At 68.9% G+C, this 25,514-nt stretch carries 26 protein-coding genes, 1 tRNA gene and 1 pseudogene; 14 read left to right on the top strand and 14 right to left on the bottom strand.

All coding sequences use genetic code 11. The annotated features are described in order from the left end of the window. Positions 1-91 precede the first annotated feature (91 nt). The 4 genes from ABT304_RS05795 to ABT304_RS05780 all read right to left on the bottom strand — a co-directional run bounded on the left by ABT304_RS05795 (position 92) and on the right by ABT304_RS05780 (position 3,831). On the bottom strand, positions 92-1,645 hold the full coding sequence (locus ABT304_RS05795; RefSeq protein ID WP_350713738.1) for an AAA family ATPase: 1,554 nt from the start codon (positions 1,643-1,645) through the stop codon (positions 92-94). Further along, a complete protein-coding gene (locus tag ABT304_RS05790; RefSeq protein ID WP_350713737.1) occupies positions 1,645-1,872 on the bottom strand; it encodes a hypothetical protein in 228 nt (75 codons plus the stop codon). Before ABT304_RS05790 ends, ABT304_RS05795 begins: the two co-directional genes overlap by 1 nt. Beyond that, positions 1,872-2,093 (bottom strand): hypothetical protein, encoded by a 222-nt coding sequence (locus ABT304_RS05785; protein ID WP_350713736.1) that lies wholly within the window; start codon positions 2,091-2,093, stop codon positions 1,872-1,874. The genes ABT304_RS05790 and ABT304_RS05785 overlap by 1 nt, the downstream gene beginning before the upstream one ends. A gap of 271 nt (positions 2,094-2,364) precedes the next feature. Then, positions 2,365-3,831: a recombinase family protein gene (locus ABT304_RS05780; protein ID WP_350713735.1), complete on the bottom strand. Its 1,467-nt coding sequence runs from the start codon at positions 3,829-3,831 to the stop codon at positions 2,365-2,367. A 40-nt stretch (positions 3,832-3,871) separates the two neighbouring features. On the opposite strand from ABT304_RS05780, the pseudogene ABT304_RS05775 reads away from it, so the two are divergent. The 3 genes and pseudogenes from ABT304_RS05775 to ABT304_RS05765 all read left to right on the top strand — a co-directional run. Next, positions 3,872-3,994 (top strand): annotated as a pseudogene (locus ABT304_RS05775) (DUF4244 domain-containing protein); the annotation flags it as partial. A gap of 3 nt (positions 3,995-3,997) precedes the next feature. Then, positions 3,998-4,381, top strand: a complete 384-nt coding sequence (locus tag ABT304_RS05770) for a TadE family type IV pilus minor pilin (RefSeq protein WP_350713734.1) — start codon at positions 3,998-4,000, stop codon at positions 4,379-4,381. After that, entirely contained in the window at positions 4,378-4,749 is a 372-nt protein-coding gene (locus ABT304_RS05765; protein WP_350713733.1) for an Rv3654c family TadE-like protein, read from the top strand. Before ABT304_RS05770 ends, ABT304_RS05765 begins: the two co-directional genes overlap by 4 nt. Here the strand turns inward: ABT304_RS05765 and ABT304_RS05760 are convergent. Next, positions 4,746-5,081 carry a hypothetical protein gene (locus ABT304_RS05760; RefSeq protein WP_350713732.1) on the bottom strand — a complete coding sequence of 112 codons (336 nt, stop codon included), beginning with the start codon at positions 5,079-5,081 and terminating at the stop codon, positions 4,746-4,748. The genes ABT304_RS05765 and ABT304_RS05760 overlap by 4 nt on opposite strands. A gap of 15 nt (positions 5,082-5,096) precedes the next feature. Beyond that, positions 5,097-7,409 (bottom strand): DEAD/DEAH box helicase, encoded by a 2,313-nt coding sequence (locus ABT304_RS05755; RefSeq protein ID WP_350713841.1) that lies wholly within the window; start codon positions 7,407-7,409, stop codon positions 5,097-5,099. Between the two features lie 180 nt (positions 7,410-7,589). Here ABT304_RS05755 and ABT304_RS05750 point away from each other — a divergent pair, with 180 nt between their 5' ends. Further along, positions 7,590-7,925, top strand: a complete 336-nt coding sequence (locus ABT304_RS05750; protein ID WP_091044749.1) for an anti-sigma factor antagonist — start codon at positions 7,590-7,592, stop codon at positions 7,923-7,925. Positions 7,926-7,950: 25 nt separating this feature from the next. After that, complete coding sequence (locus ABT304_RS05745) at positions 7,951-9,429, top strand: DUF7059 domain-containing protein (RefSeq protein WP_350713731.1); 1,479 nt, start codon at positions 7,951-7,953, stop codon at positions 9,427-9,429. Here ABT304_RS05745 and ABT304_RS05740 read toward each other — a convergent pair. Next, complete coding sequence (locus ABT304_RS05740; protein WP_350713730.1) at positions 9,377-10,132, bottom strand: hypothetical protein; 756 nt, start codon at positions 10,130-10,132, stop codon at positions 9,377-9,379. The genes ABT304_RS05745 and ABT304_RS05740 overlap by 53 nt on opposite strands. A 293-nt stretch (positions 10,133-10,425) precedes the next feature. Here ABT304_RS05740 and topA point away from each other — a divergent pair, with 293 nt between their 5' ends. Beyond that, positions 10,426-13,119, top strand: coding sequence for a type I DNA topoisomerase (topA, locus tag ABT304_RS05735; protein ID WP_350713729.1), 2,694 nt, complete (start codon positions 10,426-10,428; stop codon positions 13,117-13,119). Positions 13,120-13,175: 56 nt separating this feature from the next. Here topA and ABT304_RS05730 read toward each other — a convergent pair whose 3' ends face one another. Genes ABT304_RS05730 through ABT304_RS05705 form a run of 6 tightly spaced genes read right to left on the bottom strand, consistent with a single transcriptional unit; the run spans position 13,176 to position 17,827 of the window. Next, positions 13,176-14,201 (bottom strand): ion channel, encoded by a 1,026-nt coding sequence (locus ABT304_RS05730; RefSeq protein WP_350713728.1) that lies wholly within the window; start codon positions 14,199-14,201, stop codon positions 13,176-13,178. Continuing rightward, the gene (locus ABT304_RS05725) at positions 14,201-15,772 is read right to left on the bottom strand and encodes a polyamine aminopropyltransferase (protein ID WP_350713727.1); all 1,572 of its coding nucleotides are present in this window, start codon (positions 15,770-15,772) and stop codon (positions 14,201-14,203) included. The genes ABT304_RS05730 and ABT304_RS05725 overlap by 1 nt, the downstream gene beginning before the upstream one ends. Next, a complete protein-coding gene (locus ABT304_RS05720) occupies positions 15,769-16,191 on the bottom strand; it encodes a DUF350 domain-containing protein (protein WP_160026313.1) in 423 nt (140 codons plus the stop codon). The genes ABT304_RS05725 and ABT304_RS05720 overlap by 4 nt, the downstream gene beginning before the upstream one ends. Positions 16,192-16,216: 25 nt before the next feature. Beyond that, entirely contained in the window at positions 16,217-16,708 is a 492-nt protein-coding gene (locus tag ABT304_RS05715; protein WP_160026314.1) for a DUF4247 domain-containing protein, read from the bottom strand. Then, positions 16,701-17,213, bottom strand: coding sequence for a DUF2617 family protein (locus tag ABT304_RS05710; protein ID WP_350713726.1), 513 nt, complete (start codon positions 17,211-17,213; stop codon positions 16,701-16,703). Before ABT304_RS05710 ends, ABT304_RS05715 begins: the two co-directional genes overlap by 8 nt. Next, complete coding sequence (locus tag ABT304_RS05705) at positions 17,210-17,827, bottom strand: DUF4178 domain-containing protein (RefSeq protein WP_160026316.1); 618 nt, start codon at positions 17,825-17,827, stop codon at positions 17,210-17,212. Before ABT304_RS05705 ends, ABT304_RS05710 begins: the two co-directional genes overlap by 4 nt. Before the next feature lie 298 nt (positions 17,828-18,125). Here ABT304_RS05705 and tmk point away from each other — a divergent pair, with 298 nt between their 5' ends. The 4 genes from tmk to ABT304_RS05685 all read left to right on the top strand — a co-directional run bounded on the left by tmk (position 18,126) and on the right by ABT304_RS05685 (position 22,149). Continuing rightward, positions 18,126-18,776, top strand: a complete 651-nt coding sequence (gene tmk / locus ABT304_RS05700) for a dTMP kinase (protein ID WP_350713725.1) — start codon at positions 18,126-18,128, stop codon at positions 18,774-18,776. Beyond that, complete coding sequence (locus ABT304_RS05695) at positions 18,773-19,933, top strand: DNA polymerase III subunit delta' (RefSeq protein WP_160026318.1); 1,161 nt, start codon at positions 18,773-18,775, stop codon at positions 19,931-19,933. Before tmk ends, ABT304_RS05695 begins: the two co-directional genes overlap by 4 nt. After that, complete coding sequence (locus ABT304_RS05690) at positions 19,930-21,450, top strand: alpha/beta hydrolase (RefSeq protein WP_350713724.1); 1,521 nt, start codon at positions 19,930-19,932, stop codon at positions 21,448-21,450. Before ABT304_RS05695 ends, ABT304_RS05690 begins: the two co-directional genes overlap by 4 nt. A gap of 111 nt (positions 21,451-21,561) precedes the next feature. After that, entirely contained in the window at positions 21,562-22,149 is a 588-nt protein-coding gene (locus ABT304_RS05685; RefSeq protein ID WP_350713723.1) for a hypothetical protein, read from the top strand. A gap of 11 nt (positions 22,150-22,160) precedes the next feature. On the opposite strand, the gene ABT304_RS05680 is transcribed toward ABT304_RS05685, so the two are convergent. Continuing rightward, complete coding sequence (locus tag ABT304_RS05680) at positions 22,161-23,087, bottom strand: LysR family transcriptional regulator (protein ID WP_350713722.1); 927 nt, start codon at positions 23,085-23,087, stop codon at positions 22,161-22,163. 11 nt (positions 23,088-23,098) lie between these two features. On the opposite strand from ABT304_RS05680, the gene ABT304_RS05675 reads away from it, so the two are divergent. The 4 genes from ABT304_RS05675 (at position 23,099) to ABT304_RS05660 (ending at position 25,374) form a co-directional block, all read left to right on the top strand. Further along, positions 23,099-23,374 carry a hypothetical protein gene (locus ABT304_RS05675; RefSeq protein ID WP_350713721.1) on the top strand — a complete coding sequence of 92 codons (276 nt, stop codon included), beginning with the start codon at positions 23,099-23,101 and terminating at the stop codon, positions 23,372-23,374. Positions 23,375-23,387: 13 nt separating this feature from the next. Further along, positions 23,388-23,460 (top strand) — tRNA-Thr (locus ABT304_RS05670). A gap of 185 nt (positions 23,461-23,645) precedes the next feature. Next, a complete protein-coding gene (locus ABT304_RS05665; protein ID WP_350713720.1) occupies positions 23,646-24,770 on the top strand; it encodes an SMI1/KNR4 family protein in 1,125 nt (374 codons plus the stop codon). Between the two features lie 295 nt (positions 24,771-25,065). Next, positions 25,066-25,374: a hypothetical protein gene (locus tag ABT304_RS05660; RefSeq protein ID WP_350713719.1), complete on the top strand. Its 309-nt coding sequence runs from the start codon at positions 25,066-25,068 to the stop codon at positions 25,372-25,374. The last annotated feature ends 140 nt before the right edge of the window (positions 25,375-25,514 follow it).

Below are 25,514 nucleotides of genomic sequence, written 5' to 3'. Positions count from 1 at the left end.
TGCGCAAACGCAGGACGCGATGAGCGCCCCTGGGGTGCGTCCCGGGCGGAGGCCGTCCGGGACGCGCTTTGTGAGGTTGTGAATCGGCCCGTCATGACTCGTCCGCCCAGGGCTTCAGCGCCTCGTGCGGGCTCGTCTCGGACAGGTAGCCCTCCAGGATCAGCCGGTCCCTGGCGCGGTCGACCGTGGCGGCCTTCGATGGGACGGCTGCCCGGATCTTCCGCCCGCTCAGCGGCCCCCGGGCCTCGACCTCGGCCATGATCCGGCCCATCAGGACGGTGGGGCGGAAGTCGGTGGCGGCCTCGCCGTGTGGGGCGTCGAGGCTGACCTCGGCGAAGGTCTCGGCGTGGGAGGTCACGACCAGGTCGGCGAACCAGAACAGGCCGCCCGTCGAAGGCTTGGCGTGCCTGCGGAGCTGGCCCGGCCGGTCCTTGGCGATCTTGACCGTCGACCGGCCGGTGATCCCCACGCCGAAGGGCGTACGGCTCTCCAGCACGTACGCCGCGCCGTTGAGCCCGTTGAGCTTGTGGACCGCCCCGAGCGCATACCGGCCGCGCGTCTCGCCGCTCGCCTTGGTCACGTGGTCGGAGATGACCACCGCTGCGCCGTAGGAGGCCAGCGGGCGCGACAGCATCCGCCCGAACACGGCCTGGTCAGGGTTGCTGTTCGGGTCCAGCCCGTGCATCGCCAGGGCCTCCGTGAGCCCGTCGATCACGGCCAAGGTCGGCGAGTTCTCCGTGAGCAGGGCGCGCAGGTCGTCACGGTGGACGCCCGCCCCGAGGGGACCCTCAGGCCGGATGTAGTGGAAGCGCTCGGACAGGGCGACCGGGTCGGCCTGCATCGTCAGCAGACGCCCGACGATGCCGCCCTCGTCATCCTCGAAGTCGAGGTAGACGACGTGTCCGCCGGCCTCGACCTCGGCGAGCGCGGCGGCTAGCGTCAGCCACGTCTTGCCGCCCTCGGACTCACTCGCGATCGAGTGCACCCGGCCGGGGTAGAACAGTCCCGTCAGACCGTCCCCGCGCCTGCCCACGGTCGCCTCAGCGGGCTTCCACTCGCCCGAGAGGACCGCCGAGAAGTCGACCGGCCGCCACGACCGCTCCAGGGACACCCCGGGCGTGCCAGCGTCCGCCCCGTCAGGGTCTGCGCTCAGCCCGCCGAGCTCTTCGGCCGAGACCTCCCGGACGTTGGCCGTCTCGGTCAACGTGACCTCACGCGGTGAGGCGATGCCCTTGTCGAGGCCTGAGGCGAGCGTCCGGCGCGTCTCCTCCTCGTCGAGGCCGACCGCCAGCGCCGCCGCGGTGAGCCGCTCCTCGACCGTGGCACGGCTCAGGTGTCCGGCACCGACGAGGGTGCCCAGGCTGAACGCGGCCTTGTTGAGCACGTCGTTACGGGTGCCCTCGGTCGCGCTCCGGAGTTCGGCGACCTCCAGAGCCAGGGCCTGCGCGGCGTACCGGCCGACGCCCAGGAGGTTAGGCGTGCCCACGTCGGGCAGGAACGGGCGGGCCCGGCCGTCACGCTCGGCGATGAGACGCCGCCTGTGGGCCTTCAACCTCTCGTGCAACCGCCGCGGCTCGCCCCGGGCCTCGGCCTCGTTGGCCTCGCGACAGGCCAGTTGGCCGGCGAGACGGTCGATCTCGTCCATCACGCCGCCTCCGGCTCGTCGGTCAACTCCAGCAAGTCGGCGAAGTCGCGCAGTTGGGCGCTGAGCAGGCCGGAGGTGTCGACCTCGTACATCTCGTCCGCGACGACGCGCAGCCACGCGCAGCGCAAGGCGACGTCCGCACGACGTACGATGACGGCGTCGGGGTCATTCGACATCTGGGCGCCGCTCTCTGGCCGGGGGCGGCGTTCCTCGTTTCCGAGACTCATCAGGCGGCACCTCGCATCAGCAGCCGGGCGATGCGCTGGCGGTCCTCCGGCTTCAGCGGCGGAACGTCGGCCAGCACCTTCTCGACGTACTCAGCGAGCTTCTGGGCGCGGTACTGGGCGCGCAGTTCGGTGACGTCCGCACGCGGGTCGTTCTTCAGGATGCGCGCGATACGGAGATTGAGGCGAGTCGCGCTCTCGCGGGTGGCAGGTGCCACGGTCATGGATGACAGCCCCTCGGGGTGCAGAGATTCACACCGCGCACATCTGAGGGGCGGTCTGTCCCGGACTCGTACTGGTCTCCGTCGCCCGTGATGAGGGGCTTCGGCCTAGCGGCTGCTTCTCCGGCTCTGCTCTGATCAAGGATGCCGTGCCCGCCGAGAACTCGAATCTCGGTGTTTGCCAATCGGGCTCAAGTTTTCTCAACGCTAAGCCGTTGAGATTGAGAAGAGAACAGTTTCCACGCAGAACGGCAAGAAGTGGGGTCTACCTTGCCTATCTCCAGACAATCCGATCCATCGCAGGCTCGCGGTAATAGTTGGCGGTCCTGAGGCGCAACTGTCCGATGTGCTCAGGCGTAAGCAGAATGCTGGCGATCTTGCGACGGCGCTCCAGGGTCAGGGACCGCCAGCGCTCGGCCGCACCCGGGCCCATCTCGAAGAGCCCGCCGAGGATGTCGGGCGCGGTCAGTTCCCGCTCTTTGGCCTCAGCGTCCCTGATCTCCTTGTTCAGTTTGTCCGTCTTCTCCTTGTAGCGGCGCCCGTCAATCAGGTCTGCGTCGTAGTCGGCCTCAGTCGCCTTGAGGCGTTCCGAAAGGGTCGCGATATCACTGCGTACGCGCTGCAACTCGGCATTGTCGTGCTCCAGTTCGGCGGTGTCCTTGGTGATGTTCTCGCGCTCCAGAAAGGAGACGATGAGACTCTCCGCCACCTCGTCCACGCCGTCCATGCGTACCGAGCAGTGCCCCGTCTGACAGGCGTAGTGCATGTGCTTGCCGTGCAACTTGCGGGCGACTGTCGGGCCGCCGCAGACGTGACAGCGCGCAATCATGGTCAGCCACCACTTGGCGCGCCCCTCGCGGTTGGAGCGACGGCCGGGGGCGTTGAGGATCTCCTGGACGGCCCAGAACGTCTCACGGTCCACGATCGGCTCCCAAGCGGCCTCGATCAGCCGAGCCTTGTCTGAGGGCAGCTGGCCTCCCGTGCGTCCCGCCTCGTGGAGCCGATAGCCCGCGTACTGAGGATTGCGGGCAAGGCGCGTGATGAACGTGTGGTCGTACGGCTTCCCTGCGCCGTTCAGGTGGCCAGCGGCGCCCCACAGGCGGACGATGGAGCGAATGGACTCCCCACGGGCCAGGCGGGCGAACATGTCACGGATACGGGGTGCTGTCTCGGGGTCGGGGGCCTGCCCGAGCAGTTCGCCCGTGTTCGGGTCGTACTGGCGCGCGTAGCCCAGCAGAGGCCTGCCGTGGGGCCTACCGTTGTCCGCGTTGGCGGCCAGGGCCCGCTTGATGTCCGCCGATGACTTTAGGGTCTGATATTCGGCGTCCACTGCGTCATCTGCCAGTGTCTTCCAGTCACGGCTCTTGGTTGGGTCGAAGATTGTGTCATCAGCCGTGATGTAGACCTTGACGCGACGCTCGATGAGCAGGTCGAGCAGGTTGAGCCACTCACCTGCGCGCCGCGATCCGCGTGACGTCGTCCAGAGCATGAGGACGTCGGCACCGAACGTGTCGTTCTCCAAGTCGGCGATCAGCTCCTTGAAGCCCTCACGTTCCCGCAGGGCGTAACGGGAGGCCGAGCGGGCTTCGTGCCGCCCATCCTTGATCTCGCCGTACGGCTCGCCGAGGCTCCAGCCCTGACTCTGAGCGGCCCTGAGGTGCGCGTCGTGCTGTTCCTTGGGAGAGCGGGCGGTCTTGGTGTCGTCCTTGGATACGCGCAGGTACTCGCGTGCGGTGGTCATGACCTCATGTAACCACTAAACACACTAGACCGCCGAGTACGCCGTCGGGACGGCGGCAGGCGCGGGGCTCGCCGGCTTGCTCTACAAGCTGCTCACCGGTGGCTTCGGCAACGACCTGCTCAACAGGCTGTTCCAGCACGTGCTCAGCCTGCTGGGGATCTGACCGATGATCCGCGGGCAGCGGGGCGAGCGGGACGAGCGAGGCGCCGCCACCGCGGAGCTGGTGATGGTGATCCCGCTCCTGGTGGCCGTGACCATCGGGCTGGTGTGGTTGCTGTCGGTGGGAGCGGCGCAGATCCAGGTGGTCGACGCGGCCCGGGAGACCGCCCGGGCCGTCGCCCGAGGGGACGACAGCGGCTCCGCCGCCGCCCGCGGACGTCGGGTCGGGCCGGCGGGCACACAGATGAGTGTCAGCGCCGGTGCCGAGGAGGTCGTCGCCTCGGCCCGAGCCCGAGTGACCGGACCCGGTGGGATCTTCAGCTGGATGCCGGGTGTGACCGTGCGCGGTGAGGCGGTCGCTGCGACCGAGGCGACGCAGGGGGAGCGGTGAGCACGGTCCGGCCAGACAAGGACCAACGCGGGTCGGCAGCCCCGTTCGCGGTCGGTGCCATTGGCCTGTTGCTCTTCCTCGGCGCGGCGCTGGGTGTGGTGGGCGCGGTCTTCGTCGCCCACCGCACCGCGCAGTCCGCGGCCGATCTGGCGGCGTTGGCGGGAGCCAACGCGCTCCAGGTCTCCGAGGACGCATGCGCGGCGGCGTCGACGATCACCGACCGCAACGGCGCCACCTTGGAGTCGTGCGAGATCGCCGGCGAGGACGTCACCGTCACCGTGCGGGTCGAGGGGCCGCGCTGGCTCGGTCAGCCGGGAGATCCGGTCGCCGAGGCGAGAGCCGGCCCGACCGGGTCACGGTCGGACTAGGCGTCCTCGGACTTGGGCTCGGGCGCGATCTTCGGCTCCGACGTGGACTCCGACTTGGACTCGGCGTCCTGCAGCGTCTTGGCCATGTCCCGCATCTGGCGCTTCTGCTTCATGTACTTCACCTGGTGCTTGCCGCCCCACTTGGTGAGCGAGAACCCGAAGAGGAGAAGGACGCCTGCCACGAGGCCGATCACGAAGATCGTGGTCGAGCCGACCGGAAGGCCGAGCAGGGTGGCGGTCGGGTCGTCGAGGTCACCGTTACCGGTGGTGAAGATACCCAGCACGATGAGGACTGCGGCAACGACGATCAGCACAAGGCCCAAGATCAGCATTTCCCCAGGGTAGGCCTATTTGTGCAGCAGCAGCCGCAGCAACACGATCGCGCCTTGTTTGTCGAGAGGGTTGTTCTGGTTGCCGCACTTGGGCGACTGCACGCAGGAGGGGCAGCCATCGTCGCACTCGCACGCCTCGATGGTCTCCAGCGTGGCACCGAGCCACTCCCGGGCGGCACGGAACCCGCGCTCGGAGAATCCTGCGCCGCCGGGATGCCCGTCGTAGACGAAGACGGTGAGCATGCCGGTGTCCGGGTGGGACGCGGTGCTGACGCCACCGATGTCCCAGCGGTCGCAGGTGGCGATCAGCGGGAGCAGCCCGATCGAGCAGTGCTCGGCGGCGTGGGCAGCGCCCGGGATGTCCGCCGTCTCCAGGCCGGCCGCCTCGAGGGCTGAGGCGGGCACGGTCCACCAGACGGCGGAGGTGCGCAGCGTACGTTCGGGGAGGTCGAGGAGCTCCTCACCCAGCACCTCGCCGCTCGGCTGCCGGCGACGCAGGAAGGAGACGACCTGGTGGGTGACGTCGACGTCGCCGTAGGCCAGGCGGCACTCTCCCCAGGCGACCTGCTCCCGCTCGGCGACGATCGAGATCTCCGTGATCTCCCGGGCGAAGGTGGAGTAGCCGGGGTCGTCGCGGGAGATGACCGCGACGTTCTCCTCCAGGTCGAGCTCGTACACGAGATAGGTCTCGCCGCGGTGGACGTAGACGGCGCCGGCGTGGGCGCTCGCGTGTGAGCTCGCCGCGTCGACCGTGCCGACGACCCGACCGGTCTCGGCCTCGATCAGCTGCACCTGGGACCCGCCCGAGGAGCGGATGTCGGCGAGGTCGGCCGCGCGGCGGCGGTCGGTCCAGTACCAGCCGCGGGGGCGCTTGCGCAGCAGCCCCGAGGCGACCAGATTGTCCAGGATCTCCCGGGCGCCCGGTCCGAAGAGCGGCAGGTCCGGCTCGGTCAGGGGCAGCTCCTGCGCCGCGGCGCACAGGTGGGGGCCGACGACGTACGGGTTAGCCGGGTCGAAGACCGTGGCCTCGACCGGCTGGCCGAGAAGCGCATCGGGATGGGTGACGAGGTAGGTGTCCAGCGGGTCGTCGCGGGCGACCAGGATGCCGAGGGCGTCGCCCGCGCCCCGTCCTGCCCGGCCGATCTGCTGCCAGAAAGCCGAGCGCCTGCCGGGATAGCCGGCGAGCACCACGGCGTCCAGACCGCTGATGTCGATACCGAGCTCGAGCGCGTTCGTCGCCGCCAGCCCGAGCAGCTCGCCGGAGCGGAGCGAGGCCTCGATAGCCCGGCGTTCCTCGGGTAGATAGCCGCCGCGGTAGGACGCCACCCGCCCGGGCAGGGACGGGTCGACCTCCTCCAGCTCGGCGGCCGCGGTCAGGGCGACCTGCTCGGCACCGACCCGGGAGCGTACGAAGGCCAGGGTGCGTACGTCCGAGGAGACCAGGTCGGCGAGGAGGTCGGCGGTCTCCGCAGAGGCCGCGCGGCGCACGGGAGCGCCGTTCTCGCCGGCGTGAGAGGTCAGCGGCGGCTGCCACAGGGCGATCGAGAGCTCCCCGCGTGGTGACGCGTCGGCAGTCACCGGGAGGACCGGAAGGCCGGTGAGCCGCTCACCGGCGATCGACGGCTCCGCGACGGTTGCCGAGGCGAGGATGAACGTCGGCGACGAGCCGTAGAGCGCACAGATGCGCCGCAGTCGCCGCAGCACGTGCGAGACGTGCGCCCCGAAGACGCCTCGGTAGTGATGGCACTCGTCGATGACGACGTAGCGCAGCGAGCGGAAGTACGCCGTCCATCGCTGATGACCGGGGAGCAGAGATCGGTGCAGCATGTCGGGGTTGGTCAGGATGTACTCGCCGAAGTCGCGCGCCCAGTCCCGCTGCTCCCGGGTGCTGTCACCGTCGTGGGTCACGGCGCGCACGTCGACGCCCAGCTCGCGCACCCCGGTCAGCTGGTCCTGAGCGAGCGCCTTGGTGGGTGCGAGATAGAGGACGCCGGCACCGCGTTCACCACGTGGACCTCGGCCGTCTCGGATCGCGGTCAGTGCGGGCAGCTGATAGGCCAGCGACTTCCCGGAGGCGGTGCCGGTCGAGACGATCACGTGGGTGCCCTCGTGGGCTGCCTCCGAGGCCACCGCCTGATGCTGCCAAGGACGCTCGATCCCGCGAGCGACGAAGGCGGCGACGACATCGGCCGAAGCCCACGTCGGCCAGTCGGCGAAGACGGCCTCTCGCGGCGGGACCTGCTCGAGGTGAGCCAGCCGGTCCTCGCGGCCGGGGACGTCCGCGAGCCGGCGTACGAGATCACCGGTCGCTGTCGTCAACACCTGAATATTCTCCCAGAATCCTGGTGGCCGCCACGCTCACGCCCCCGCATCGTGGCCATGACGTTGCGAGTTTCTTGCGCGCATCCTGGTGAGCCGTGGTTACATTACGATCGACTCCGGGTATCGGACACCAGGCATGCCGACCGGAGCTGGTTGTCTCACGTTCCTTGGCAGGAGAACTTCGAAGTGGATCTGACGCTTGCGACTCGCGAGCTCGACTCGGCCACCATCGTGGCCGTGGGCGGCGAGATCGACGTCTATACCGCGCCGAAGCTGAGGGACAAGATCACCGAGCTCGTCGCGCGGGGTCACTACGACATCGTCGTCGACCTCGAAGCCGTGGAGTTCCTCGACTCGACCGGCCTCGGCGTGCTGGTGGGTGGCCTGAAGAAGGTGCGCCAGCACAACGGCATGCTTCGCCTGGTCTGCACGCAGGAGCGGCTGCTCAAGATCTTCCGGATCACCGGCCTCGCCAAGGTCTTCGACATCCACGCCAGCGCCGAGGGCGCGGCAGCGGGCTGACTTGACCTGACATTAGGCTCCAGGTGTGAGTGACCTCCCGCACCGGCTCCGTGACGCCCTTCAGCAGGCCGACTTCTCCTACGACTCCGTCGCCGAGCTGCTCGGTCCGACCGCGCACAGCGCGCTGAGTCGCAACGAGACGCTGCCGGGCCGGCGACGCACCCACGGAGGCACCCCGCTCGAGACGCTCATCCGGCTCTTCCTGCTGCAGACGACCGTGCCCCTCGACCACGCCGAGGCAGCCCTGCCGGGGCTCGTCGACCGGCTCGCCGTCGAGGGGATCCTGGAGCAGTCGGTCGGAGAGGTCGCGGCCCGCCTCGACGTACGTCCGTACGCCAGCGACGACACCGCCCTCTGGGTCGTCTCCGACCTCACGCCAGGACTCGACGGCGGCCCGCAGCGCGTCGGTCCCGAGCACGTGCTCGGGATCAGCCCCGCCTCCACCTCCCTGGCGCAGCTGACCATCCGCGACCAGGTCGGCACCTCGCTCGATCTCGGCACGGGCTGCGGCGTCCAGGCCCTCCACCTCGCCACCCACAGCGACCGGGTGGTTGCGACCGACGTCAACCAGCGAGCCCTGTGGATCACCACCTTCAACGCCGCGCTCAACGATGTGGCGGACCGGATCGACGTACGCAACGGGTCGTTCTTCGAGCCCGTCGCCGGTGAGCGCTTCGACCTGATCGCCACCAACCCGCCGTTCGTGATCAGCCCGGCGACCGGTGAGCGCCTCGTCTACCGCGACTCCGGGCTTCCGGGCGACCGGGTGGTCGAGGACATCGTCCGAGCCGCTCCCGGCATGCTCACCGAGGGTGGCTGGTGTCAGATCCTGGGCAACTGGATCATCTCCGAGGAGCAGCCCTGGGACGACCGCCTCGAGGGATGGCTCGGGGACGAGGTCGACGCGTTCGTGGTCCAGCGTGAGGTGCTCGACCCCGCGGCGTACGTCGAGCTGTGGCTCAAGGACTCCGGCCACCACGGCGCCCCGGACTACCTGACCCGCTACGACACCTGGCTGTCCTGGTTCGAGGAGCAGAAGATCGAGGGTGTCGGGTTCGGCTGGATCAACCTGCACCGCGTCGGCGCGGGCAACCCGAAGCGCGAGCTCATCGAGTGGCCCTACGACGTCGAGCAGCCGATCGCGCCGGCGCTCGCGGCGTGGGGCGAGGCGGCCCGAGTCGAGGTCACCGAGGACTCCACCCTGGTGATCGTCGAGGACGTCCAGCAGGAGACCCTCGGCCAGCCCGGCGCCGAGGACCCCAGCACCGTCATCCTGCGCCAGCAGCGCGGCCTGCGTCGTGCACGGCAGGCGGACACGATCGAGGCGGCCTTCGCGGGCGCGTGCGACGGTGACCTGACCGTCGGCCAGATCCTCGACGCGCTCGCGCAGATCCTCGACCGCGACCCCGCGGTCGTGCGCAGCAGCTATCTGCCGATCGCCCAGGAGCTGGTCAGCGAGGGCTTCCTCCGTCCCGCGCCAGGCACGCCTGGTCCCGCAGCCTGATCAGGCGTCTGCGCACGCTCGAGACCAGCAGGTCCGGGTAGCCCAGCGGTTCGAGGTCGGGAAGGTCGCGCATGCCCCACGGCCGCTGCGTCTGCCACGGCCAGAAGCCACGGAGCGCGGCCGCCAGCTGCTTGCCGTAGGCCGAGGGCATCTTCTTGACGCCCAGGCGGTCCTGGAGCTCGGTGGCGGTGACGAGGCCACCCGGCCCGGCGAGCCCGTTGGCCCCAAGGACGGTCCAGACGATCCCGGCCGCCACCTGGGCCGGCTGCGTGGGTCGGTCGACGACCAGCGGGTCGATCTCCCACAGCCGCAGCAGGGCCCTCCGCAGCGCGAAGCCCACCTCCTCGACCGGGAAGTCGGCAGCGACCTCGTCGAGCAGCGCGGCGACCGCCTCCAGCTGCGTACGTCCCGCCGCATCCTCCACGACCGGCAAATCCAGGCCGTCCTCGACCAGCGGCGCGGCATCCAGCGCGGTGACCGCCTCGTGGCCGCCGCACAGCGCGGCCAGCCAGTCCAGGGCCACCTCGTGGTCGGGCCGTGGCGGCGTATCCGGCTCCGCCCAGCGTGGCCGGGTCAGCTCGGCCTCCAGACGCTCCAGGATCGCGTTGGTCCGGGTGAGCAGCTGCGCGCACTCGGAACAGACCAGGTGCTCCGGGGGTGTGGCCAGACCCTCCATGTAGTCGATGTATTCGGTGTCGATCATCAGCAGAGACCTCTCGGTTCGGATTGGTCTCGCCGTCCTCGAAAAGCCACCCTACGGACGAGCACCGACAGTTTTCGGACAGGAGCGGATGAGACACCGATTTCACGCTCCCGCTCCCCAGCGTGCTAGGTATTGTCTTCGCGGCGCCCAAGGCAACACGCCATGTTGTCCGAGAGCTCAGTGCCGCATGAACCGCGGTGACTGGACCCATGCCGGCTGGAGACACGCGCTAACGTGTCTCGCCAGAGCTTGTCAGTGGTGCCAGGCTCTGCTGCAGTGAGATAAGGACGTCAGTGGCACACAAGTTGGTGATCGTCGAGTCCCCGGCGAAGGCTCAGAAGATCGGCGGATACCTCGGACAGGGGTATGTCGTCGAGGCATCCGTCGGGCACATCCGCGACCTTCCGCAGAGCGCGGCAGACACCCCCGCCAAGATCAAGGACAAGCCGTGGGGGCGCTTCGGCGTCGATGTCGACAACGGCTTCACCCCTTACTACGTCGTGCCCAGCGACAAGAAGAAGCAGATCGCCAAGCTCAAGTCGCTCCTCAAGGACGCCGACGAGCTCTACCTCGCCACCGATGAGGACCGCGAGGGTGAGGCGATCGCCTGGCACCTTCTCGACGAGCTGAAGCCGAAGAAGGGCATCCCGGTCAAGCGGATGGTCTTCCACGAGATCACCAAGGCCGCCATCCTGGCGGCGGCGGAGAACCCGAGAGAGCTCGACATGGACCTCGTCGAGGCCCAGGAGTCGCGCCGCATCCTCGACCGCCTCTACGGCTACGAGATCTCCCCGGTGCTGTGGAAGAAGGTCATGCCCCGCCTGAGCGCGGGCCGTGTCCAGTCGGTCGCCACCCGGCTCGTCGTCGACCGCGAGCGCGAGCGGATCGCCTTCCGCACCGCCTCCTACTGGGATCTCGCCGGCACCTTCGACGCCGGCTCCGACCACGACCCGCGGATGTTCCCGGCCAAGATCACCTCGATCGACGGCAACCGCGTCGCCCGCGGCACCGACTTCGGCCCCGACGGCGTGCTGAAGAGCGACAAGGTCGTCCACCTCGACCGCAGCCGCGCCGAGGCCCTCGTGGCAGCCCTCGACAACAAGACCTACGAGGTCCGCTCGGTCGAGTCGAAGCCCTACAAGCGCAGCCCGTACGCCCCCTTCCGCACCACGACGATGCAGCAGGAGGCGAGCCGCAAGCTCGGGATGAGCGCGTCGACCACGATGTCGGTCGCCCAGCGTCTCTACGAGAACGGCTTCATCACCTACATGCGTACCGACTCCACGACCCTGAGCGGAGACGCCGTCAGCGCGGCCCGCGCTCAGGTCCGGGAGCTCTACGGTGCCGAATATCTGCCCGACGCGCCCCGGACGTACGCCTCCAAGGTCAAGAACGCCCAGGAGGCCCACGAGGCGATCCGCCCCGCGGGTGACTCGTTCCGCACCCCGGCGCAGACCGGTCTGACCGGCGACCAGTTCCGCCTCTACGAGCTCATCTGGATGCGCACCGTCGCCTCCCAGATGAAGGACGCGGTCGGCAACTCGGTCGCGATCCGACTCGGCGCCACGGCGGCCACGGGCGAGGACGTGGTCTTCTCCGCGACCGGACGCGTGATCACCTTCCACGGGTTCCTGAAGGCGTACGTCGAGGGCACCGACTCCGCCGACCAGACCTCCGACGACCAGCAGACCCGCCTCCCGAACCTCTCCGAGGGCGACCGGGTGAACGCCGCGAGCCTCACCGCGGACGGCCACGAGACCAAGCCGCCGGCTCGTTACACCGAGGCGACCCTGGTCCGTGAGCTCGAAGAGCGCGAGATCGGCCGTCCGTCGACCTACGCGAGCATCATCCAGACCATCATCAACCGCGGCTACGTCTTCAAGAAGGGCACCGCGCTGGTGCCCGCCTGGGTCGCGTTCTCGGTGGTCAGGCTGCTGGAGGAGCACTTCCCGCGCCAGATCGACTACCGGTTCACGGCGAGCATGGAGGAGATCCTCGACGAGATCGCCAAGGGCGACAAGGACATGACCACCGAGCTCGGGGAGTTCTACTTCGGCTCCGAGCGGGTGATGGGTCTCAAGCCGCTGGTCGACGGTCTCGGCGACATCGACGCCCGCGAGCTGGCGACCTTCCCGGTCGGCAGCCCGGAGGCCGGGGTCAACCTCCGAGTCGGCCGCTACGGTCCCTACATCGAGGGCCCCGGCGACGACGGCACCCCGTTCGCGGTGCGGGCCAACGTCCCCGACGACCTGCCGCCCGACGAGCTCACCCTGGAGAAGGCCAAGGAGCTCTTCGCCAACCCTGCCGGCGAGGAGCTCAACCTCGGCGTCCACCCCGAGACGGGGCTCACCGTCGTCGCGAAGAGCGGGCGGTTCGGTCCGTACGTCACCGAGCAGCTCCCCGAGGACGCGAAGAAGGGTGCCAAGCCCCGCACCGCGAGCCTCTTCAAGAGCATGAACCTGCAGACCATCACGCTCGAGGACGCGGTCAAGCTGCTGACCCTGCCCCGGGTCGTCGGCACCAGCGCTGACGGCGAGGAGATCACCGCCCAGAACGGCCGCTACGGGCCCTACCTGAAGAAGGGCACCGACTCTCGGACCCTGAGCTCGGAGGACCAGCTGCTCACGATCACGCTGGAGGAGGCTGAGCAGATCTACGCCCAGCCGAAGCAGCGCGGCCGTGCCGCCGCCAAGCCGCCGCTCAAGGAGCTCGGTCCCGACCCGGTCTCCGGGCAGCCGATGGTCGTCAAGGACGGTCGCTTCGGTCCCTACGTCACCGACGGTGAGTACAACGCCACCCTCCGGGCCGCCGACGACCTGGAGACCCTGACCGCCGAGCGTGCCGCCGAGCTGCTCGCGGACAAGCGCGCCAAGGGCCCGGCGAAGAAGACCACCAAGCGGGCGACGAAGAAGACGACCAAGAAGTCTCCGGCGAAGAAGTCGACCGCCAAGAAGACGACCAAGAAGGCCGCGACCAAGAAGTCCTGAGGCCGTACGCCGCGGCCCGGCCGCTCATGACAGAACCCCGCCATGGCGGGAATCTGTCAGCCGAGCGACCCGACGACCTCGTCGTAGTCCAATCGGTCGGCCGCGATGTAGAACAGCCGCGTGCCAGGGGAGACCGGCAGGTCCCACGACGGGCTGACCTGGATGCCGTCGTCGGTACGGACGGCGAGGAGAGTCGCACCGTGCGAGCGGCCGAGTGCGGCCTGCCAGGCGCCGACGTCGACGGTCGCGGCCGAGGAGGGCACCGTGAGCGAGTAGGTGCCCTTGCCGCCGGCGGTGGCGAGCTCCTGGTAGACCTCGGCGATCCCGGGGTCGCTGAGCTCCTCGGCGATCAGCTGGGTGTTGTGCCACTGGACGCAGTGGACGGTGGTGTCGACGCGGAAGATGGTGCGCTGCACGCGCAGGTCGCGCAGCGCCACGATCGTGTGCACCGCAGGAGCCGCCGTGTTGGCCGCGACGGTGAGCGTGACCGCCTCGTTGTCGTCACGCGCGTCGATCAGCACGCTGTGCGCACCGGTCATCCCGGCACGAGCGAGCACCGAGAGGTCGGTGATGTCGCCGCGTACGAAATGCAGGCGGTCCTCTCCGGGCATCGGGTGCTCGGAGAGCTGGTCCTCCCAGGTCGCGAGCACGACCTCGCGCTCCGGTTCGGAGAGGAGCTCGACGAGGATCCGCTCGGTGCGCCCGGCGGTGTAGCCGAGCATCACGATGTGGTTCTTTCCGCTGAAGCTGATCTCTCCACGCATGCGGCGTCCTTTGGCGTTCTCGATGATTGCTGAGATCCGGCTGAACAAGATGGCGAGGGTGGTGATGGAGCCGAAGACGACGTACGCCCCGACGAGCCGACCGCCGGTGGTCTCCGGGAAGAGGTCGCCGTAGCCGACCGTGGTCGCGGTCACCAGGAACCACCACCAGTAGTTGGCGGGGCGCACGATCTCGCTGCCCGGCTGCGCCAGCGCCATCGCGATCCAGCCGGTGACGAAGACGAAGCCGATGATGGCGAGCGGGAGCACCCACGCGTAGTGCCGTGAGGTGCGCCGGGCCAGTCTGATGAAGAAGAACATCAGTAGCCCACCCAACCGTTCCGGGCGTAGTCCAGGATCGCCGGGTCCAGCAGCGTCGTGACCGAGGTCGGCCGCTCGGCGCGGTCCGGCGGGAACGACGAAGCGGCGGCGAGCACGGCGTCGCTGGCGTAGCGCAGCCCGCCCGGCGCCTCGTCGTCGAGCGCCAGCTCAGGGGCCGAGCCGTCGCGGGAGGCGAGGACGTAGCCCCAGTTCCCGAAGGAGGGTACGTCCGCCTGATAGGGCCTGGTCCGGTAGCCGGCCTCGGTGAGGGTGTGCCGTACGGACCAGAACGCGTCGGGCGCGAAGAACGGGCTGCCGGACTGCACGACCATCCGTCCGGACGGAGCGAGCAGGCGCGCGATCATGCTGTAGTTCTCGACGGAGTAGAGCTTGGCCAGCGCGGTCGAGTCCGGGTCGGGGAAGTCGGCGATGACCACGTCGAACGGGGCCCCCGAGTAGTCGCGCACCCAGGAGAACGCGTCGTCGGCGACGTACGTCAGCCGGGGGTCCTCCAGCGACCCGGACGTCAGCGACGAGACCGGCTCGAAGGAGCGCGCCAGGGACACCACCGCCGGGTCGAGATCGACCAGCGTCACCGACGAGACCGACTGGTAGCGCAGCACCTCCCGCGCCGCGAGCCCGTCGCCACCGCCGAGGATCAGCACCCGCTGGTGCGGCCCGTTCATCGCCGGATGGACGAGCATCTCGTGGTAGCGGTATTCATCGAGCGAGGAGAACTGCAGGTCCCCGTCGAGAAAGAGGCGTACGTCGTCGAACGTCGGCCCGACCGGAGCGCCGCGGGTCACCACGATCTCCTGATAGGCCGAGCGCTCGGAGTGGATGATCGGGTCGCGGTAGAGCGCCTGCCGGGCGTTGAGCTCGAAGGCGTCGGCGGTCACCGCGGTCAGGCCGAGGGCGACCGCGAGCGCGCCACAGATCGCCGTGACCGTCCCGCGCTGCCGGCGTGAGCCGGCCAGCGCCACCCCGACCGTCCAGGCGGCGAGGACGTTCAGGGCCGCCGTCGCCACCGTCCCCACCAGCAGCCCCAGGGTCGGCAGGAGTACGAACGGGAAGGCCAGCCCGCCGATGAGCGCCCCGACATAGTCGACCGCGTTGATGTCGGCGACCGCGAGCGAGGCCTGCTGGCGCCGCAGCCGCTGCAGCAGCTCCATCAGCAGCGGGATCTCGGCACCCACCAGAGCGCCGATGAGGAACGTCACCAGCAGCATCATCGGGGTGTAGAGATGCAGCCACGCGAAGGACGCGTACAGCGCCGGCACCGAGGCCCCGCCGACCGCGGCGAGCGCGATCTCCACGCCCACGAACGAGCGCAGCGGCCGCGCGGTGAGCGGCTTGGCGAGCACGGCGCCGATGCCCATCGCGAACATCGACACCGCGATCACCAGGGACGTCTGGGCGATCGAGTTGCCGAGCAGGTAGCTCCCCAGCGTCACCAGCGCGAGCTCGTAGACGAGGCCGCAGGCGGCGCAGACGAACACCGCCGCGAGGACGAGCAGCCGCGCCGCCCGTCCCTCGGGCAGCGCGGACAACGAGGGGAGGGTGAGACTCACGTGATCGAGGCCGCCACGATCACGCCGACGGCCAGCTGCACCGCGACGGCGACCCAGATCGCCGGGTCGTCCTTGTCGTCGGTCATCAGCTCCCCGAGCCGGCCCGGCGTGAGCAGGTCGAGGATCACGAACGCGAACGCGAGCAGGGCGATGCCGATGAGGCCGTACGCAGCGGTCTCGGCGAGCCCCTGGAGGGTGTCCTCCTCCGCGGTGTAGATCGAGGTGCCCACGATCGTCGCGATCGCGACGACCGAGGAGCCGAGCAGCAGCGCCGGGTCGCGACGGTGCTCCACGAAGATCAGCTGTCCCAGCCGGCCCGGCGTGAGCAGGTCGATCACGTAGAAGCCGATCATCAGCAGAACCAGCCCGAGGGCGGCGAAGGCAACGGTGGACAGCAGTCCGCTCACAAGGTCAGTCATCGGTTCATCTCCAGTCTGAGGGTGGTCACTTGCCGAATCCGCTGCCGCCGCCGCGGAAGGAATCACCGCTGCTGCCGCCACCGCTGTTGCGGCCGTAGTAGCTGTTCCAGCCCCACAGTCCGATCACCGTGGCGTGGTGGCGGTAGCCACGGTCGTACTCGTAGAGCGTGATCGTCGATCCCGAGGGCGTACGCGGCTCCACGACGACCAGCCAGTCGTCGTCGTAGCGCAGGTAGTGGCTGGATCCCTCGGCGCGGTTCTCGTCGGCGTCGGTGCCGCTCGCGATCTGGTTGGCGACCGAGCTCACCGAGCCGTCGTCCTCGAAGACGATCCCGGCCTCGCTGTCGGGGTCGGTGCCGCTGACGTGGTCGAAGTTCTTGCGCAGGTACTTCTCGGGGCTGTTCCCGTCGCCGGAGACGGCGATGGCGATGATGATGGCGAGCGCGACGCACGCCGCGACGATCGCCCAGCCGATCAGCTTGCGGTTCGGGCCTCCGGAGCCGTGTGGTTCAGACACTTGTGCCCTCCTCGGGCCGGTAGCTGGTGGTGGTGGCGACGATCTCGCCGGTCTGTGGGTAGGTGTGCCAGGTGTTCCAGACGATCTGCCTGGGGTCGGACCGTTCCAGGGCCAGGGCGGTCACCGCGTGCGGGTCTCCCGGGAAGTGCGCGACGACGGCATCCGTACGCCCGCTCAGCCGCTCCACGAGCCGCGACGCCTGCGCGGCGAGCTCCTCGGATCCCATCTCGTCGACGTGCGAGGCGAGGCGGTAGCCGCCCGCCGCGTGCGCCTCGGGAAGGGGCGCGGCCTCGGCGATCCCGCATGCGATCGTCTCGTGCAGGAGCGGGCGGTCGTCGCGGCGTACGAGGACCTGGTGGCTGGCGCCCAGGACGCTCAGCGTCACCGTGAGACCGCTGCCGAGGTCAACCGTCCGGGAAGCCAGCGGGGTGCAGGGGGTCGGTGCGAGGGTCCAGCGCAGGGTGTCGCCGCGTACGTCCGCGAACGGGACGTCGAGAAGCGTCACTCGTCGTCCAGGGTCGCGGGCCGGTCGGTGGAGGGGTAGACGGTCAGCTCGAACGGCTGCAGCACCTCGCCGAGGGAGGGCTCCCAGTTGCTGCCCCACTTCTCGAAGCCGAGCAGCTTGCCGTCGACCGACTTGTAGTCGGCGTACTCGGCCGTGCCCGAGGGCGCGGTGCCGGTCGCGCCGGTGGCGGTGAAGGCGGCGGCACCCTTCTCCTGGAGCCGGTAGGCGACGCCGCCGACGATGATGTCGCGGTCACCGACGGCGCCCTGCTCGATGTCGCCGAGCGGGATCGCGTGCCACAGCGAGACCTCGAAGCTCTCGTCGTCCTCGATCGAGAGCCACTTCTTGCCCTCGGCGTCGTCGAGCATGTGCTCGGTCCAGCGATAGCCGTGCTCGTCGAAGTCGATCCGCCCGCGGACGAACCAGTTGTGGCCGAGGTATTCGATGACGTCGCCGTTGCGCACCTGGCGCAGCTGGTCGGAGGCGTGCTTGTGCTGGTCGCCGATGAAGTCGTCGGGCTCCTTCTGCGCCGTCGGCTGCTGCCGGCTCTTCCAGAGCAGGTAGCCCGCGACCGCGAGGGCGGCCAGCAGCAGGACGATCAGGACATAGATCACCAGAGACTCCTTGGTTCAGCGTGAGGACGACCCGAACCTTAACGTGGAGGTGCGACGTTCGACATCCGGGAATCGCCCCATCCGCGGGCGGCGTACTCAGGGGTTGTCGGTACGACCCCGTAGGTTTGCCTCGTGAACGAGCGTCAGCGAGTGAACCATGAAGTCACCACGCAGCCGCGTCCGTATTCTGGCGCTTGCGCTACGGAGGTGGCTGCGTGAACGAGCGTCAGCGAGTGAACCATGAAGTCACCACGCAGCCGCGTCCGTATTCTGGCGCTTGCGCTACGGAGGTGGCTGCGTGAGGTTTCCGGGTGTCTACGCAGAGCACGGCGTCTTCGTCTGTTTCGAGGGCGGCGAGGGGTCGGGCAAGTCGACCCAGTCGCGCCTGCTCCACGAGGCCCTGACCGCCCGCGGCCACCGGGTCCTGCTGACCTTCGAGCCGGGCGACACGGCCGTGGGCAAGGACGTACGCCGCATCGTGCTGTCCCCGGAGACCGGAGACCTCGACGACCGGACCGAGGCGCTCCTGTTCGCCGCCGACAAGGCCGAGCACATCGAGTCGATGGTCCGCCCGGCGCTGGAGCTCGGCGAGGTGGTCATCACCGACCGCTACGTCGACTCGATGCTGGCCTACCAGGGCGCCGGCCGGGTGCTGGACGCCACGCAGCTCGAGGAGGTCGCGCGGTGGGCGACCGCCGACCTGCGGCCCCACCTGACCGTGCTGCTCGACCTGGATCCGACGGCCGGCTTCACCCGGTTCGAGGAGCGCGATCGGATGGAGCAGGAGTCGGTCGAGTTCCACCAGCGGGTGCGCGCCGCGTTCGTCGGGCTGGCGGAGCGGAACCCTGACCACTACCTGGTCCTGGACGCCCGCGCTCCGGTCGAGGAGATCCACGCCGCGGTGCTGGCGCGCCTCGAGCCATTGCTCACCCAGGCGGTGAGTGCATGAACGTCGCCACGACCTCGGTCTGGGACAACCTGGTCGGCCAGCGCCACATCATCTCCACGCTGCAGACCGCCGCTGCCGGGCACGGCATGACCCAGAGCTGGCTCTTCACAGGACCGCCGGGCTCGGGACGGTCCAACGCCGCCATCGCCTTCGCCGCCGCGCTCCAGTGCCCGAACGGCGGCTGCGGCCAGTGCCACGCGTGCCACACGGTGCTGGCGGGCAGCCATGCCGACGTCAACCTGGTCCGCACCGAGAAGCTGACCCTCGGCGTCGACGAGATCCGCGACCTCGTCCGCCAGGCCGCGCTCAGCCCGGCCGGAAGCCGCTGGCAGATCCTGATCATCGAGGACGCCGACCGACTCACCGAGCAGGCCAACAATGCGCTGCTCAAGGCGGTCGAGGAGCCCGGTGCCCGCACGGTCTGGATGCTCTGCGCGCCGACGGTCGAGGACGTACTCCCGACCATCCGGTCCCGGTGCCGGCTGGTCACGCTGACCACCCCGACCGCGCCCGACGTCACCGTCTTCCTGCAGCGCACGCTCGGTGTCGACCAAGAGCGCGCGGCCTACGCGGCGCGGGCGAGCCAGAGCCACATCGGCCGGGCCAAGGCGCTGGCCCGCGACGACGACACCCGGCGCCGGCGCGAGCAGGTGGTGGCCTACCCGGCCCGGCTGAACACCCTCGCCGATGCGCTCCGGGCCGCAGGCGAGCTCGCTGCCGTCTCGAAGGAGGAGGCCGACGCGGTCACCGCCGACCTCGACGCTCAGGAGAAGGCCGACCTCGACACCGGCTACGGCGTGGTCGATCGCGGCCGTCGGCCGCGTGAGTACGGCCCGGCGCTGTCCGCGCTCGAGAAGGACCAGAAGCGCCGTGCCACCCGCCGCCACCGCGACGTGATCGACCGCGGGCTGATGGACCTGGTCTCGGTCTACCGTGACGCGATCGCGATGGCCGCCGGCGCTCCGGTGACCCTCGTCAACGAGGAGCATCGGCGCGAGATCGAGCAGCTCGTCGCGGCCTCGACCCCCGAGCTCAACCTGCAGCGGATCGGGGCGATCTTCGAAGCCCGTGAGCAGCTGCTGGAGTTCAATGTGCAGCCCCAGTTGGTGCTGGAAGCGATGATGGTGGCGCTGTTGCCGCCCGGAGGAGATCAGTGAAACTCAAAGCAGTGACCGGCGCCGCCGCGCTGACCGCTCTGACCGTGATCGCCGCAGGCTGCGGTGCCGACAGCGGCACCCCCGACGCCGACCAGGTGAGTCCGAGCGCGGGGGCGACCGCGGCCCCGAACGAGGGGCTGCAGACCTTCTACAGTCAGAAGCTGGACTGGAAGGACTGCAACGGCGCCTTCGAGTGCGCGACCCTCGAGGTCCCGCTCGACTACTCCGACCCGACCGGCCGCACCATCGAGGTCTCGGTCATCAAGGACCCGGCCAACGAGAAGAAGATCGGCTCGCTGGCGATCAACCCGGGCGGCCCGGGCGGCTCCGGCATCGAGTACGCCCTCTACAACAACCAGTCCTTCAGCTCCACCGTCCGCGACTCCTACGACATCGTCGGCTTCGACCCGCGTGGTGTCGGGCAGAGCACCCCGGTCGACTGCCTCGACGACGAGAGCCTCGACGCCTACGTCGCGGTCGACCCCGACCCCGACACCCCGGCCGAGGAGAAGGCGTACGTCGACACCGGCGTCGAGATGGCCAACGGCTGCGCGGCCCAGAAGGACGGCATCTCCGCCCACGTCAGCACCGTCGAGGCGGCTCGGGACATGGACGTACTCCGGGCTGCCCTCGGTGAGGACCAGCTCGACTACTTCGGCGCCTCCTACGGCACCCAGCTCGGCTCCACCTACGCCGAGCTCTACCCCGACCGGGTCGGCCGGTTCGTGCTCGACGGTGCGATCGAGCCCGGGCTGAGCGTCCTCGAGGCCAACCTCGCCCAGGCGAAGGGCTTCGAGGTCGCGCTCCGCTCCTACGTCGAGAACTGCGTCGACGAGGGCGACTGCTTCCTCGGCGACACCGTCGACGAGGGCGTCGAGCGCGTCCAGAAGCTGATGGCCGACATCGACGCCGAGCCGCTGCCTGCCGGTGACCGCGAGCTGACCGCCGGCAACGCGCTCTACGGCCTGATCACCCCGCTCTACGTCGAGTCCTACTGGCCCTACCTCACCGACGCCCTCCAGGCGGCGATGAAGGGCGACGGCTCCCAGCTGATGAGCCTCTCGGACAACTACGCGGGCCGCGACCCCGAGGGCGGCTACATCAACAACACGATGGAGGCCAACTGGGCGATCAACTGCCTCGACGACTCCTCCGGCCTCAGCCCCGAGGACGTACGCAAGCAGCTGCCCGCCTTCGAGGAGGCCGCTCCCACCTTCGGCGCCGCCCTGGCCTGGATGCTCAACGGCTGCGCCGCGGAGAAGTTCAAGGCCACCGAGCCGGAGCCCGAGATCGACGCCCAGGGCTCCAACCCGATCGTCGTCGTCGGCACCACTCGCGACCCGGCCACGCCCTACGAGTGGGCCGAGGCCCTCGCCAAGGCTCTCGACAACGGCGTACTCGTCTCCCGCGACGGCGACGGCCACACCGGCTACATGCAGGGCAACGGCTGCGTCGACGACGCCATCGACGACTACCTGGTCGACGGCAAGGTTCCCGACGACGGCTTGGAGTGCTGATTTACCCCATGTGGGGTGGGTCCTCACCGTCTCCGCCCGCTGGATCTCACTGACCCAGAGGATCACTTCTCGTCATTTCACCTCGAGAAGAAGGGTCACGAGCACGTGATCATGAACCAGCGAGTCCGTTCGACGACGAAGGCATTCGCTGCCTCTGCGGTCGCCGCCCTGGCGATCGCGGTCGCCCCCGTCATCAGCCAGCCCGCCCACGCAGCCACGCCCGCGGCCACCGTGTCGGCCAAGGTCATCACCAAGGTCATCAAGGTCTCCGCCAAGCCGTACGGGACGAGGTCCTACCGACCCGTCGGCAAGCTGACCGCGGGCGGCAACCCGATCAAGGGCAAGCGCATCCACCTGCAGAAGAGGGCCAGCGGCCGTTGGATGAGCGTGACCTCCTGCGTCACGAACAGGTACGGCAAGTGCGCCGTGATCGTGACGCCCAAGGTCAGCCGCTACTACCGCTGGAAGTTCGCCGGCGACGCCAACCGGCGCGCCGACGTGTCCGCGTCGTTCTACCTGAAGAAGCGCGTCTCGGGTCTGGACTACACGTACGCCAACGGCGAGCAGGTCTTCAACGCCACCTCGACCAACGACCGTGACTGCGGCGAGATCCCGGGCTACAAGAAGCCTGTCCGGGTCAACAACAGCTCCGACCCGTGGCGCCTCGACGCCGACAACGACGGCTACGGCTGCGACTGAGCGACACCGGGCTAGCGCCGGTGGACCGGGTCCGCGATGGCCTGGATCCGTTTGGTGGCCAGCTCGATCATCAGCGTGGCGGCGGGGGAGAGGGTGGCGTCGGTGCGGTGGACGACGGCGAACGTGTCGTACGTCCTGGGCCGCAGCGACACCCAGCCGGCCTTCGGCGCCAGCCGGGGGAGCAGCTGTTCGGCTGCTCCCTTGGCGATGACGCTGTCGGCATAGCCCATCCCCACCAGCTCGACTGCCGTCTCGATGTCCTCGACCTCGATCCGGCTGGGTGGGTTGCGGCCGGTCTCGTGGAGCAGGTTGCGGATGGTGACCCGGGTGGGGTCCTCGGCGCTCCAGCTCGTGTCGGACATGACCAGCGAGGCCAGCGAGAGCCGGTGCGGGGTGACCGGCGTGGCCAGGTGAGCGGGGTCGGCCGAGATGTAGACGAGCTCGTCGCGTGCCACGGGTGTGACCTTCAGGCCCGGACCGGAGACGCTGCCGACGAGCAGCATCGCCGCTTCGAGCCGTCCGCGTCGCAGGTCCTCCTGGACCTCGGCTGAGTTCTGCCCCGTCAGCTCGACGCGCACGCCCGGGTACCGGTCGAGCACGTCCGCCACCAGACCGGCGCCGCCGTAGAGCCGCGCGATCCCGAACATCCCGAACCGGATCGTCCCGGTCTCGAACTGTTTCACCGCCTGCACGGCCCTGCGCGCGTCCTCCGCGGCCGCGACCGTACGCTCCGCGTGCGGCCTCAGCTCGTCGGCCACCCCGGTCGGCACCACCCCACGCCCGACGCGCCGGAAGAGCTGGACGCCGAGCGTACGCTCGAGGCCTCTGACCTGCTCCGAGATCGACGGCTGCGCATACCCGAGCTCGTCCGCCGCCGCGGTCAGCGAGCCATGCTCGTAGACCGCGAGGAACACGCGGAGCTGGTGCAGCGACAACATAGAGACATCCTATGACTTTCCAAGGAAAGATCGTCTACCTCTATGAATCGCCGGGGGTCATCATTGAATCACCACCCCTGTGTCCGCAGTCGGTGGTTGACCCACGTTCAGAGAAGAGCACAGCAACAATGAAGCACGGCGTACGCCGCCTGGGCCGCCTCATCGGCAAGGGCAAGCCCACCCGCATGACCATCGACGAGCACGTCGAGGCGCACCGTTTTAGTGTCGAGCGCGCAGTCTCGGTACACTCATCCGGTCCGCTCAACCAGACCCGCTTCATGCGGTAACGGCTGACGGTGCGCCGCCTTAGCTCAGTCGGCAGAGCGTCTCACTCGTAATGAGAAGGTCGTCGGTTCGATTCCGACAGGCGGCTCGGATAGAAACCCTCGTCTGACCAGCCCGAATAGGGTAGGGATGACGGGGGTTCTTCATTGTCATACGCCCGCCTCGCCGGTTTGTGGCCCCGGACCCCACCCGGTCGTGCTTGGTAGGCCTCGTGCCTCTGAGGTTCTTGGCGGCACAACGTTGATGTCGGTGGTGCCTGCAATGATGCGCGCCATGCCTTCCGAGTCCTCCGTGCAAGTGCCGTTCGTTCCCGAGGTCACTGCTGCCTGGGAGCGCATCAGAGCGTGGTTGGAGGAGTGGGCGCCGTACAACCTGGGCATGGCCCGGCCGCCGGCTCCTGCCGGGGTGATCAAGGACCTGGTGGCGAAGTTCGATCTGGACCCTCAGCTCGCGACATTGCTCACCGTCGTGGATGGTGAACTCAACGCCGGAGTCCTGTTGGCGCCGAGCGTCAGCCTGATGCCGGCATCGAAGATTCGTCGCTTCGAGCTCCTCGACGGTGTCCGAGACTGGGCCGGTGACATCCCGGATGAGCTCGAGTGGATCGAGTTCGCTGTCGATGGCTCTGGTGCGACGCTGGTGATCGAGCACGGTGACGGAGACGATCGAGGTGCAGTGAAGGTCGTCGAGTACGAGTTCGGGTATGTCGGGAAGAAGGTGTGGCCGAGTCTTCTCGCCATGCTCGAGGAGGTCGCGGACGGTCTGGAGACGGGAAGCCCGGTGAGCGGTGGGCGCGGCGGCTCTGACTATGTCCCGGTGCTCGGCGGGGACGGCGAGATGTGGTGGGACTCTGCCCATGATGCGACATCCTGGTCCGACTTGTCCTGGCGGCAGGCCATGGAGCGGCTGCGGCGAGCGGACCCCGAGGCGTACGCCACACTGCGACCTCCCGCACCGGGCGATGCGCTGGGCTCCCTGCGTGACGGGTGGCGACGGGTGCCGTCCCAGCTCGCCGACCTGATGAGGCTTTGTGACGGTGCGACCGGGCCGGCGGCGTACCGAATTCTTCCGGGTGGCTATCGCCCGTTCACCAGCGAGGAGATCCTCGCCGGGATCGAACGGCTCGGGACGCCAGCACGGATGGGCCGCCCGCCGTCTCCCGCGGAGCGGGCTGAACGTCCGAAACGAGGGCCCGTGGAACTTGACCCGACCTTCGATGAGCATCGTTGGGACTCGATCCCGCCGATCCCGTTCGCGGTGTCGTCGGCAGGAGCTGAGCTGTTGGTCTGTCGAAACCGTCGAGGTGAGGACGGCGCCGTACAGGTGGAGGAGGACGGATTCGGAACCCTCCGGACTCTGTGGCCAAGCGTTGCCGTGATGGTCCAGGACATCAGTTGAGTCCCCGATAGTGGTGTAGCGCGGTCGCCCAGGTCGTTGCCGGCGTGTACGTCGGACGACGGTGCGGCCACCGCGTGATCTGGTCGGCGCCACTCTGGTCGAACAGGCTGACGAATGGGCCGAAGGAGCAGAACGCGGCGTTACACCACTCCTGGGACTTGTCCGCTCCTCGTCGGGTCTGTCGAGCCTGTACTCGAGCTGGCCAGATGCGCGCCCTCATCACCGAAGCCCTGACGAGGCGGCCTGCCTTCGGTTAACTTTGGCGCGAACATTGTGGTCGGAAGGGCCGGGTCTGGTGGTCGCGCTCATCTTCGGTACCGGGGCCCTGTTGGCCTTTGGCTCCCTTCTCGCCTGGTCGTCACTGATGTGGTGGCGCTGGATCGTCCAGTACAACCGGCGACTGTTCGATAAAGAGGTTCATTCGAGGTGGCCCGTTCAGTTCGAATGGCGACGACTCGAGTGGCAGGAACTGACAGCGGGCGAGAAGCTGAATCAGACCTTCGGCACTGTGTTCTTCGGCGCGATGGCCGTAATGGTTCTCGCCTCGGGCCTGTTGGGATGTGTGCGGATCCTCATGGAACTGGTCAGGAACGCCCTCGTATGAGAAGGTCGTCGGTTCGATTCCGACAGGCGGCTCCACCAAAACCCTCGTCTGACCAGCCGAAACACGGCAGGAACGGCGGGGGTTCCCTTGTTTTTGCGCACCGCGCCCGTCGGGGAGCAGTCGGCGGGACCGCCCAAGAG

Origin of the sequence: Nocardioides sp. NPDC000445, from assembly GCF_040300245.1 — a bacterium.
Taxonomy (GTDB): Bacteria; Actinomycetota; Actinomycetes; order Propionibacteriales; family Nocardioidaceae; genus Nocardioides.
The sequence above is the reverse complement of the archived record's forward strand: the minus strand, read 5'-3'. Positions and strand labels throughout refer to the sequence as shown.